This is a genomic window from Streptomyces sp. TBY4 (genome assembly GCF_024213195.1).
Taxonomy (GTDB): Bacteria; Actinomycetota; Actinomycetes; order Streptomycetales; family Streptomycetaceae; genus Streptomyces.
This window is the reverse complement of sequence record NZ_JANAVF010000022.1, coordinates 121,824-132,740: the sequence shown is the minus strand read 5'-3', so window position 1 is coordinate 132,740 and position 10,917 is coordinate 121,824. Positions and strand designations below refer to the sequence as shown.

Below are 10,917 nucleotides of genomic sequence, written 5' to 3'. Positions count from 1 at the left end.
GCCGATGGTACTGCAGGGGGGACCCTGTGGGAGAGTAGGACGCCGCCGAACAATCATTGTGGGAAAGCCCCGCACCAGCCCTTTTGGGTTCGGTGCGGGGCTTTTCTGCGTTTAGGGGCCGAACCCGCGGCCCGGACGGATGGCGGGTCGGCCCGTTGCGCCACCTGGAGGATCCACGGATCTTTTGGATGTCCTGCGGATGCCCGGCATGGGGTCCGGATGGATTGGCACTGACGGCTCGTAGGGTTGTCGCATGGGCTACGACCTCGTCATCTTCGACAACGACGGCGTGCTGGTGGACAGTGAGCCGCTCGCCAACAGCATCCTCGCCGGGTACCTGACCGAGCTGGGGCACCCGACCTCGTACGAGGAGTCGCTCCGCGACTACATGGGGGCCGCGGTCCACCGGGTCCACGACCTCGTGCGGGAGCGGACCGGGCAGGCGCTGCCGGCGGACTTCGACAGCACGCTGCACGCCCGTACGTTCGCCGCCTTCGAGCGGGAGCTCAAGCCCGTGCCCGGGGTCGAGGGGGTGCTGGCGGCTCTGGTCGAGAGCGGGACCGCGTACTGTCTCGCGTCCTCCGGGAGCCACGAGCGGATCAGGGTCGGGCACCGGGCGGCGCGGCTCGACGAATGGTTCGAGGAGGAGTGGATCTTCAGCTCGGAGGACGTGGGGAAGGGGAAGCCCGCCCCCGATCTGTTCCTGCACGCCGCGGACCAGATGGGCGTGGCGCCCGGCCGGTGCGTGGTCGTCGAGGACAGTCCGCTGGGTGTCCAGGCCGCGCTGGCCGCGGGGATGGACGTGCTGGGGTACACGGCGATGGTGCCGGCCGACCGGCTGCCCGGCGCCACCGGGTACTTCGGCGACATGAACCAGCTGGCAGGGTTGCTGGGACTGGCCGAGGACGCCGGGTCCGGATCGGGGTCCGGCTACAGCGGATACGGTGGCGGGTTCTCGCACTGACCCAATCTTTTCCCATCGTTATGTGATCGCTCTACCCGCCGGTAGGTCCGGCGCCTACGCTGTGCCGCCATGACAGCAGACGTGCGGCTGCGCCGTGGGCGCGGGGCGTTGGGGTTCAGCTTCTTCGTGCAGGGCGTGGCCTTCGCGCTCCTCGTGACGCGGATCCCCGCCATTCAGGACCGGTACGGGATATCCGACGGCCTGCTGCCCGTCTTCCTGGCCGCCGTGCCGATCCTCGCCGGTGTGTCCAGCGTGGTCACCGAGCACCTGGTGAAGCGGGTCGCGCCCAGCACCGTACTGCGCTGGGCGCAGCCGCTCGTGCTGCTCTCGCTGCTCGGGGTCGGCGCCGGCAGCGAGATGTGGCACGTGGCGCTGGCGCTCGGGGCGTTCGGACTGTTCGTGGGAGCGCTCGACGCCTCCATGAACATGCTCGGGGTGAGCCTGCAGGGGGCTTACGGGCGCAGCATCATGCTCGGGTTCCACGCCTCGTACAGCCTCGGCGGGATCCTGGGCGCCTCCGCCGCGTGGGCGGGGGCGCACTGGCACCTCTCGCTGTTCAGTTCCTATCTGCCGGCCGTGGTGGTCCTGCTGCCGCTCGCGCTGCTCGCCAGCCGCTCCTACGTGGACCAGGAGGGCGGCCAGGCCGGCGCGGCCGGGGCCAAGGGGCTCGGGCCGGGCGGCTTCAAGCTGCTGCTGCCGCTGTGCCTGGTGATGGCGTGTGCGTACATCGGGGACTCGACGGTCTCCAACTGGAGCGCCAAGTACCTCCAGGACGTGCTGGGGAGCTCGGAGTCGCTGGCCACCGTCCCCTACAACGTCTACATGGTGACCACCCTGCTCGGGCGGGCCGTGGGCGACCTCGGGGTGCGGCGCTTCGGGGCCGTGGCCGTCGTACGGATCGGGACGGTCGTCGCGGCGGGCGGGTTCGCCGTGGTCGCGGCGGCGCCCGGGCCCTGGGCGGGGATGGCCGGCTTCACGCTGCTGGGGTTCGGGCTGTGCGTGATCGTGCCGCAGACCTTCGCCGCCGCGGGGCGGCTGTTCCCGGGATCCTCCGACACGGCGATCGCGCGGCTGAACATCTTCAACTACGTGGGTTTCCTCATCGGGGCGCCGCTCGTGGGCGGGCTCGGGGACGCCTGGAGCTACCGCGGGGCGATGCTCGTGCCGATGGTGCTCGTCCTCGTCACACTCTTCTACGCCCGCTCGTTCGGTCAGGAGCCCGCCCGATACGGTGTCGGGCATGAGCGGCGAACCGGTGACCGGGCTGTTGATGTGGGACGAGGCGGTAACGAAGTATGACTTCGGGCCGGGCCATCCGATGGACCCGGTGCGCCTGGAGCTGACCATGGGCCTGGTACGGGCCTTCGGGCTCGACCGGGAGCTGGAGGTACGGGCGGGCCGGCCGGCCGGGGAGTCGACGCTGCGGCTGGTCCACCGGGAGGACTACGTGGCGGCCGTGCGCGAGGTGTCCGCGGACCCCGGGGTCGCCGACGGTTCGTACGGGCTGGGGACGGCGGACGATCCGGCGTTCCACGGGATGCACGAGGCGTCCGCGCTGATCGCCGGGCAGTCGGTGGCGGCGGCCGAGGCGGTCTGGCGCGGGGAGGCCGAGCACGCCGTGAACTTCGCCGGCGGGCTGCACCACGCGATGCCGGGCGGGGCGGCCGGGTTCTGCGTGTACAACGACGCGGCGCTGGCGATCGCGCGGCTGCTGGAGCTGGGGGCCGAGCGGGTCGCCTACGTGGACGTGGACGTGCACCACGGGGACGGTGTGCAGGCGGCCTTCTGGGACGATCCGCGGGTGCTGACGATCTCGCTGCACGAGCACCCGCGGACGCTGTTCCCGCAGACGGGCTGGCCGGAGGAGACGGGCGGGCCGGCGGCGGAGGGCTCGGCGGTGAACATCGCGCTGCCCGCCGGGACGGGGGACGAGGGGTGGCTGCGGGCCTTCCACGCGGTGGTGCCGGAGCTGCTGGAGGAGTTCGGGCCGCAGGTGCTGGTGACGCAGCACGGGGCGGACACGCACTTCGAGGATCCGCTCGCGCACCTGGCGGTGTCGCTGGACGCGCAGCGGGCGGTGATGGAGGCGTGCCATGAGCTGGCGCACTCCTGTGGGGCGGACGGGCGGTGGCTGGCGCTCGGCGGGGGCGGGTATGCCGTGGTCGATGTCGTGCCGCGGTCGTGGACGCACCTGGTGGGCATTGCCGGGCATCGGCCGATTCCGCCGGAGACGGCTGTGCCGGGGTCCTGGCGGGATGCGGTGTATGCGCGGACGCGGGAGCTGGCGCCGGGGCGGATGACGGACGGGCGGGTGCCGGACTGGCGGGACTGGGAGGGGGGTTACGACCCTGCCGATCGGATCGACCAGGCCGTACTCGCCACCCGGCGGGCGGTGTTCCCCCTGCGGGGGCTGCTGGCCTGAGCCCTGCGGGGCCTTCGGTTGGGCCAACAGGTGCGGGAATGGCCGGAACTGGTGATCCGTCAGGTCGGGTGCGGGAGCATCGGGAGGGTGTTGAGTACCGGCGCGTTGCGTGCGCATCTGCTGGCCGCCCGTCTTGCCGGGCCCGTCGCGACCTCGCGGGAGGAAAGCCTGCGCAGTTACCGGCTGTTCGCGGCGCGGGATCCGCGGGTGCTGCTGGGGCTCGATCCCGAGTGGGGGTGGGGCGAGGGTGACCTGCTGCGGCTGATGGCGCAGAAGTGCGGGGTCTCGGCGGACCCGGCGCACGTCAGCGGGCCGGACGTGATCGATCCGGAGCTGACGGTGGCGGGGCTGGAGGCCTTCGCCGGGCGGCTGCGGGCGGTGGCGGGGGCGCGGGCGCCGGTGCTGTTCGGGACCGGTCACCCGCACAGGCTCCTGGGGTTCTACGCCGGTTTGGCGGGGGCCCTGTCGGCGGCGGGATGTGATGTCCTCACTCCGGCGCGGGGGGTGGCCGTCGACATGCAGACCCGGTTCGGCGTACGCAGGCACCGCATCGATTACGTACGGGGGGTCGCACTGGTGCGGGAAGAGGGCGTGCGGCCGGACGGCGGTGACACCGGCGCGCACTCCCATTCACCGCTGCCGGTTCGGATCGCGCTCGGGGCGCTGGCGGAGGCCGGCGGGCCGCTGCCGGAGCTGGTGGTCGGGGATCACGGGTGGGTCTGCGGTGCAGGTCAGCTCGGTGTGGAGGCGATCGGGCTGGCCGACACCGATGATCCCGCGCTGTTCGTGGGGGAGGCCGAGGGGCGGGTGTCGGTGGCGGTTCCGCTTGATGACGCGGTGCGCGCGGACTACTACCGACCGCTCACTCGCTATGTACTCAATCGGGCGAGTCTGTCGGTTCGGCAGGAGTGGACGTAGCTCCTCTTCCCCACTCGTATCACACGCCCCTACTCTGGTGAGTGAGCGTGCGACGACGGGGCGTAACCGGAGGGGAAGCCGGTGCCCGTCATGCGCGGAAGGTCAGGTGTGTCATGGCTGCTGGCGAGAGGCCTCTCAGTGAGGTTCAGTTCCTGACCGTGGCGGAGGTCGCCTCGGTGATGCGAGTGTCGAAGATGACCGTGTACCGCTTGGTGCACAACGGACATCTGCCCGCAATCCGGGTGGGTCGGTCCTTCCGGGTCCCCGAAAACGCGGTGCACGAGTACCTCCGCGAGTCCTTCGTGGGGGTGGAATCGGCCTGAGGGCAAGGGCCGGGAGCGCACGATGACCCCTCGGGGGCACTCGGATTACAAGCTCAGAGCTCGGGCGGGTAGGCTAGGCCGACGTAGGTCGTGTGGGCCCCGACGCCCCGCACCGAATGAAGAGAAGTGAGCGAGGGTAGTCGTGGGCTCTGTTATCAAGAAGCGGCGCAAGCGGATGGCTAAGAAGAAGCACCGCAAGCTGCTCAAGCGCACCCGCGTCCAGCGCCGTAACAAGAAGTAAACGGTAGCTGTACGTGTTCTCCGCAGCCCCCTCACCATTCTGGTGGGGGGGCTGCGGTGCAGCCGGGGACGGTTGTTCCGATCTAGGGAGGCGCTGAGCTCGTGGGGAAGGTCGTGCTGGTCACCGGGGCTGCCCGGCAGCTGGGGGGCCGCTTCGTGCGGCGGATCCAGCGGGACCCCGAGGTCGATCGGGTGATCGCGGTCGACGCGGTGACCCCGCCGCACACGCTCGGTTCGGCCGAGTTCGTCCGTGCGGACATCAGGCAGTCGGCCATCGCCCGGGTGCTGGCCGAGAACGCCGTGGACACGGTGGTGCACCTCGCGGTCACCGGCGGAGCGGCGGCGGGCGCGGGCTCCGCCTCGTACAGCACCGTCAAGGAGACCAACGTCATCGGGACGATGCAGCTCCTGGGAGCCTGCCAGAAGTCCCCGACGGTCCGGCGGCTCGTGGTGAAGTCCAGTACCAGTGTGTACGGGGGCACCTCGCGGGATCCGGCCGTCTTCACCGAGACCACGCAGCCCAAGTCGCTGCCCTCCGCGGGCTTCGCCAAGGACGCCTCCGAGGTCGAGGGGTACGTACGGGGCTTCGCGCGCAGGCGGCCCGACGTCGCGGTGTGCGTGCTGCGGTTCGCGAACATCCTCGGGCCCTTCGCCGACTCCGCGCTCGCCGAGTACTTCTCGATGCCGCTGATCCCGACCGTGCTGGGCTACGACCCGCGGCTGCAGTTCGTCCACGAGGACGACGTCCTGGACGTGCTGCGGCTGGCCTCGCAGACCAGCGGGCCCGGCGGGCTCAGCGGGACCTTCAACATCGCCGGCGACGGGGTGCTGCTGCTGTCGCAGTGCGCGCGCCGGCTCGGACGGCCGACGGTCCCGCTGCTGCTGCCCGCGGTGACCTGGGTGGGCGCCGCGCTGCGGGCGGTCGGGGCGACGGACTTCTCGCCCGAGCAGATAAGGCTCCTCACGCACGGGCGGGTCGTGGAGACCACGCGGATGCGCGAGGTGCTGGGATTCGAGCCGATGTATACGACCGCCGAGACCTTCGCCGACTTCACGCGGAGCCGGGGCGGCGGGCTGCTGCCGCCGGAGCGCGTGGCGCGGGCGGTGGACCGGGTGGCCGGGATGCTGGACGTGGACATGGTGGACACCGAGGGGACCGTGGGCCGCGGGGCGAGTGCGGGGCCCGTGACTGAGGGAGCGAAGCGATAGTGGCGGACGCCAAGGTCATTCCGTTCGACGAGGACAGGCCGCGACGGCGGTCCTCGCCCGCCCGGCGGGTACGGATCGCGCCGGAGGCGCCGGAGCCGGCCGGGCCGGAGCCGTTGGTGGAGGTCGTACCGGAGCCCGGGCCGGACGCGGCGGGCGGCGGCTGGGACCGGCGGATCGCGGGCGGGCTGGCGTTCCTGCGGCGCCGGATCACCGGGGAGTACGAGGTCGACGACTTCGGCTACGACAAGGAGCTGACGGACCAGGTCCTGATGTCCCTGATGCGGCCGCTGTACGACAAGTACTTCCGGGTCGAGGTCAGGGGCATCGAGAACATCCCGAAGGAGGGCGGCGCGCTGATCGTGGCGAACCACTCCGGGACCCTGCCGCTGGACGGCCTGATGCTCCAGGTCGCCGTGCACGACCAGCACCCGGCGCAGCGGCACCTGCGGCTGCTGGCGGCGGACCTGGTGTTCATGCTGCCCGTGGTGAACGAGCTGGCCCGCAAGGCCGGGCACACGCTGGCGTGCGCGGAGGACGCGCAGCGGCTGCTGGAGGCCGGGGAGCTGGTGGGCGTGATGCCCGAGGGCTTCAAGGGGATAGGGAAGCCGTTCGGGGACCGGTACAAGCTCCAGCGGTTCGGGCGGGGCGGCTTCGTGTCGACCGCGCTGCGGGCGGGGACGCCGATCGTGCCCTGCTCGATCGTGGGGGCGGAGGAGATCTACCCCATGATCGGGAACTCGAAGACGCTGGCGCGGCTGCTGGGGATCCCGTACTTCCCGATCACGCCGACGTTTCCGCTGCTCGGGCCGCTGGGGGCGGTGCCGCTGCCGACGAAGTGGACGATCCAGTTCGGGGAGCCGATCTCCACCGAGGGTTATGCGGCGGAGGCTGCCGAGGATCCGATGCTGATGTTCAACCTGACGGATCAGGTGCGGGAGCAGATCCAGCACACGCTGTACAAGCTGCTGGTGCAGCGGAGGTCCGTGTTCTTCTGACGCGCCGTTGCCGGGGGCCAGCCCCCGGACCCCCGCTCCTCAAACGCCGGAGGGGCTGGATTGGGCCGGCGGCAGTTCGTACGTGGCGCCCCTGGGCATGACGAAACGCCGTAGGGGCTGGATCGTATCCAGCCCCTACGGCCTTTTTCGTGGTGCTACTCGGCGTCCTCCGCCTTGATGCCCAGGCCTGGGAGCAGGCCGGGGAGGAGGGGCGGGAGGGTGATGTCCGGGTGGGCGGGGGTCGGGGCGGGGGCGGACTCGGACGGGGTGGACTCGCCCGAGGGCGGGTTCAGGAGGTTGCCCGTGCCGCCCAGCAGACCGCCGCCGCCCGGGGGCGGGGTCTTCGGGGCACCCGAGGCCGACGGCGCGGGGGCCGCGGACGGGGTGCCCGCGGGGGGCGTCGCCTGCTGCTTGCCCGCCGGGGTGCTCGGCTTCGTGGAGGGGCCGGAGCCGCGGGTCTGTTCCGGAGGCTTCGGGAGCAGGTTCTGCAGCGGCGCCACGTCTTGGTCTATGGCCTGGAAGACCGACTCCACTTCACCGCCCACGTCCGTGAGCTGCGCCGGGAGGTTCCCCCGGAGCTTGGCCCACGCGTCCCGGTGCGAGCGGGAGAACGAGGACAGCGCCTGGATCGGGCCGAGCGAGCCGTCCCGTTCGTAGGCGGCCTGGAGCAGCCGGTGGCCCTCCGCGGCGTCGTGCTTCATGCCCGCGAGGGCCCGGCGGATGTCGCCGAGGGACTCGTGGTCGAGCGGGCCGAGACGGCCGCGCTCCATGAGCCGGCGGGCTTCCGACAGACGGCTGGAGGCCTGGTCGAGATAGAGCTCGCCCCGGTCCGAATCGTCGTCGGCCATCCCGAGCCGGATGTCCTCCATGCCCCGCTTCACGGGGTACAGATGGTCACCCGGCAGGGCGTCCGTGCTGGCAGCGGCCACTCCGCTGAAGGCCCCCGCGGCCACACCTACGGTGAGTCCGCCTGCCGCGATGCCCTTGGACCAGCGGGAGCGGGGCCGCAATTTCCGGAGCGAGGTCGCCCGGTGGGCGCCGCGGCCGGTCCGCTGTTCGGGCAGTTGAGGGTCGGCGGCCACGCCGCCTCCGGCCCTCTCTTCCATCACCTTGGCTTCCATGGCGGCAATGAGCTGGGCTCGTTGCACCACTTTGACCTCGGGGTCCAGCACCGGGCGCGGCATTCTTTCGCCGAGCACGCTCGCCAGGGCCAACAACCGGTCGTGGTCGGCAGGTTCGGCAGGTGCCTCGGACTGCTCGGCCGCCGGGTCCGGTTCCGAAAGGTCGGACGGGGTCCGCTCCTCCAGGGCCTGGGCGAAGGCGTTCGCCCGCCGGTGCGGAGTCACGTTCGCGATCACTGGCGGCACCTCCTCTCGTCATGACGATCGACTCCCCAAGGTGTCCGGAAGGTTGCCTTCCTTGAGCACATCCACACTTTCGAGTGAGCGGCTTCAGGCAGGGCTTGTCCACAGGGAGCCTGCATTCCCCACAACGAGCGGCGCGGCACTTGGGTTACGGACGAAGGATGATCGGACCACAGCGTCGTCGGATTCGGTGTCATCAAGGTCATCAGGGAGGGGTACCGAAATGTGAGAGGAGGGCGGTGTCAGCGGGCGTCGTCCGGGAGGAGGCGGGCCAGGGTGCGGACCGCCCGGTACTGGAGGGTCTTGATGGCGCCCTCGTTCTTTCCCATCACCCTGGCCGTCTCGGCGACCGAGAGGCCCTGCAGGAAGCGCAGGGTCACGCACTCCTGCTGCTGCGGATTGAGTTTCCGTACGGCTTCCAGCAGGGCCGCGTTGGAGAGGGACTCCAGGACGGAGTCCTCGGGGGACCGTTCCACCTCGTTGGCGTCGAGCATTTCGCCTGTGGTGACCTCCAGGCGGAAGCGGCTCGACTTGAAGTGGTCGGCGACCAGGTTGCGGGCGATCGTCACGAGCCAGGCGCCGAAGTCGCGGCCCTGCCAGGTGAAGGTGGAGATGCGGCGCAGCGCGCGCAGGAAGGTCTCGCTGGTGAGATCCTCCGCGGTCGCCTTGCCGCCGACGCGGTAATAGATGTAGCGGTAGACGGTGTCGCTGTACTGGTCGTACAGGCGGCCGAAGGCCTCGGCCTCGCCGGCCTGGGCGCGTTCGACCAGGTCCATCATGCGGGCCTGGTCGCTGTCCGCGGTGGGGCGGCGGGCGGCGGGCGCGGTGGTCCCGGCGGCGGCGCCCCCGGCGGAGGAGCCGCCGGCACGACCGCGTCTGCCCACCGTCGCTCCGCCGTCGGTCAGGGCATAGCAAGGACCGGCCGGGCCGAGTCCGGCGGGGACCGCGGTGGCGAATGCGGGGACGGTGTACGCGGTGGGGACGAAGCCGCGCAGCTGGTCGAGGACCGTTGCGCGCAGCGTAGCCAGGCCCGAGGCGTCAACCCCGACAGGTGGGTACACGGGACTCCCAGAGGCAGAGCTTCCATCACGTGCAGTGCGGGACCGTTCACCCGTCGTGGCGACAGATGGCGGTGGCATGCGTTTGAGGAGAATAACGCTTCGTACAGGCAGTGCTACACCCAGTTGCTCAAATCACCGGTTACGACACTTCTGTTGCGTGTCGAGGGCATATTCAGGCACGGATGGTGATCGATTCTTGATCAGTTGGGTGCGCGGAATGCCTGCTTCCACGGTGGCTCGCGACCGAGTGGGGCAGGGCGGAGTGCCGCGCCGCGGGCGCGGGTAGAGGTGAGCGAATGCCCCGGGCGGGGGAAGGCGCCGGGCGCTGTGGGGCGGGAGGCCGGGCAGGGCCCCGTAGGCGCTACTTGCGGCGGCGGTGCAGGGCGATCGCCGCGGCCGTGCCGCCCGCGATCGCGCCGACGCCCGCGGCGGCCGGGACGCCGATCTTCACGGCCTTGCGGCCGGTCCGATAGTCGCGCAGGCGCCAGTCCTGGGAGCGGGCATGCTTGCGCAGTTTTGTGTCGGGATTGATCGCGTACGGATGTCCGACCAGGGACAGCATCGGAATGTCGTTGTGCGAATCGCTGTACGCCGCGCAGCGCGCGAGGTCCAGCCCCTCGGCGGCGGCCAGGGCGCGCACCGCCTCCGCCTTGGCGGGGCCGTGCAGGGGCTCGCCGACCAGCCGGCCGGTGTAGACGCCGTCCACGGACTCGGCGACGGTGCCGAGGGCTCCGGTCAGGCCGAGCCGGCGGGCGATGATCGTGGCGGTCTCGACGGGGGCGGCCGTGACGAGCCAGACCTTCTGGCCGGCGTCGAGGTGGGCCTGGGCCAGGGCGCGGGTGCCCGGCCAGATGCGCTCCGCCATGTACTCGTCGTAGATCTCCTCGCCGATGGACATCAGCTCGGAGACCTTGTGTCCCTTGACGATGGACAGTGCGCTGTCGCGGGCGTCCTGCATGTGCTCGGGGTCCTCGACCCCGGCGAGCCGGAACCAGGCCTGCTGCCAGGCGAAGCGGGCGAGCTCGCGGCGGCGGAAGAACTCCCGCTTGTAGAGGCCGCGGCCGAAGTGGAAGATCGCGGCGCCCTGCATGACGGTGTTGTCGAGGTCGAAGAAGGCGGCGGCCAGGTCGTCGCCGGCGACGGGGAACTCCGGCTCCTCGGCCTCGGCGGGGGCTTCGGGCTCCTGCGGAGCCTCGGGCTCCGCCGCCGCGGCGCGTTCCGCTTCGGCGGTCGTGGTGAAGTCCGGCCCGCCCGGCGCCTCGTCGGCCAGCGCGGTCTTGCGGGCGGCCTCGGCCGAGGCCTCGCCTGCCAGCACGCTCCGCGCGGTGGCGGAGCGCCTACGGGGGGTGAGCCATCCCAGAGCGGCCATGACGCGAGCATAGCCACTGTGTTCGGGACTTCCCGAACCGATGGGAATCGGG

The 10,917-nt window shown here is 71.3% G+C and carries 11 protein-coding genes; 8 read left to right on the top strand and 3 right to left on the bottom strand.

Annotated elements, in window-relative coordinates:
- Positions 1–253: 253 nt before the first annotated feature.
- The 8 genes from NLX94_RS35130 (at position 254) to NLX94_RS35095 (ending at position 7,071) form a co-directional block, all read left to right on the top strand.
- Positions 254–964 (top strand): HAD family phosphatase, encoded by a 711-nt coding sequence (locus NLX94_RS35130; protein ID WP_254387337.1) that lies wholly within the window; start codon positions 254–256, stop codon positions 962–964.
- Positions 965–1,033: 69 nt separating this feature from the next.
- Positions 1,034–2,263, top strand: coding sequence for an MFS transporter (locus NLX94_RS35125; protein WP_254387336.1), 1,230 nt, complete (start codon positions 1,034–1,036; stop codon positions 2,261–2,263).
- Complete coding sequence (locus tag NLX94_RS35120) at positions 2,235–3,386, top strand: acetoin utilization protein AcuC (RefSeq protein WP_254387348.1); 1,152 nt, start codon at positions 2,235–2,237, stop codon at positions 3,384–3,386. Before NLX94_RS35125 ends, NLX94_RS35120 begins: the two co-directional genes overlap by 29 nt.
- Positions 3,387–3,473: 87 nt before the next feature.
- Positions 3,474–4,304 carry a phosphatase gene (locus NLX94_RS35115; RefSeq protein ID WP_254387335.1) on the top strand — a complete coding sequence of 277 codons (831 nt, stop codon included), beginning with the start codon at positions 3,474–3,476 and terminating at the stop codon, positions 4,302–4,304.
- A 113-nt stretch (positions 4,305–4,417) separates the two neighbouring features.
- Positions 4,418–4,627: a helix-turn-helix domain-containing protein gene (locus NLX94_RS35110; protein WP_162688852.1), complete on the top strand. Its 210-nt coding sequence runs from the start codon at positions 4,418–4,420 to the stop codon at positions 4,625–4,627.
- Positions 4,628–4,769: 142 nt separating this feature from the next.
- Entirely contained in the window at positions 4,770–4,868 is a 99-nt protein-coding gene (locus NLX94_RS35105; RefSeq protein ID WP_003948845.1) for a 30S ribosomal protein bS22, read from the top strand.
- Positions 4,869–4,969: 101 nt separating this feature from the next.
- Positions 4,970–6,076, top strand: coding sequence for an NAD-dependent epimerase/dehydratase family protein (locus tag NLX94_RS35100; RefSeq protein ID WP_254387334.1), 1,107 nt, complete (start codon positions 4,970–4,972; stop codon positions 6,074–6,076).
- Entirely contained in the window at positions 6,076–7,071 is a 996-nt protein-coding gene (locus tag NLX94_RS35095) for a lysophospholipid acyltransferase family protein (RefSeq protein WP_254387333.1), read from the top strand. The genes NLX94_RS35100 and NLX94_RS35095 overlap by 1 nt, the downstream gene beginning before the upstream one ends.
- 155 nt (positions 7,072–7,226) lie before the next feature.
- Here the strand turns inward: NLX94_RS35095 and NLX94_RS35090 are convergent, their stop codons facing one another.
- The 3 genes from NLX94_RS35090 to NLX94_RS35080 all read right to left on the bottom strand — a co-directional run bounded on the left by NLX94_RS35090 (position 7,227) and on the right by NLX94_RS35080 (position 10,865).
- Positions 7,227–8,429 carry a DUF5667 domain-containing protein gene (locus NLX94_RS35090; protein ID WP_254387332.1) on the bottom strand — a complete coding sequence of 401 codons (1,203 nt, stop codon included), beginning with the start codon at positions 8,427–8,429 and terminating at the stop codon, positions 7,227–7,229.
- Positions 8,430–8,677: 248 nt separating this feature from the next.
- Complete coding sequence (locus NLX94_RS35085) at positions 8,678–9,496, bottom strand: ECF subfamily RNA polymerase sigma factor, BldN family (RefSeq protein WP_254387331.1); 819 nt, start codon at positions 9,494–9,496, stop codon at positions 8,678–8,680.
- Positions 9,497–9,857: 361 nt separating this feature from the next.
- Complete coding sequence (locus tag NLX94_RS35080; RefSeq protein WP_254387330.1) at positions 9,858–10,865, bottom strand: HAD family phosphatase; 1,008 nt, start codon at positions 10,863–10,865, stop codon at positions 9,858–9,860.
- Positions 10,866–10,917 lie beyond the last annotated feature (52 nt).

Bases quoted from the DNA above. Each gene is read 5' to 3' on its own strand.
- NLX94_RS35130 (WP_254387337.1), top strand. From the start codon at position 254: ATGGGCTACGACCTCGTCATCTTCGACAACGACGGCGTGCTGGTGGAC.
- NLX94_RS35125 (WP_254387336.1), top strand. From the start codon at position 1,034: ATGACAGCAGACGTGCGGCTGCGCCGTGGGCGCGGGGCGTTGGGGTTC.
- NLX94_RS35120 (WP_254387348.1), top strand. From the start codon at position 2,235: ATGTGGGACGAGGCGGTAACGAAGTATGACTTCGGGCCGGGCCATCCG.
- NLX94_RS35110 (WP_162688852.1), top strand. From the start codon at position 4,418: ATGGCTGCTGGCGAGAGGCCTCTCAGTGAGGTTCAGTTCCTGACCGTG.
- NLX94_RS35080 (WP_254387330.1), bottom strand. From the start codon at position 10,865: ATGGCCGCTCTGGGATGGCTCACCCCCCGTAGGCGCTCCGCCACCGCG.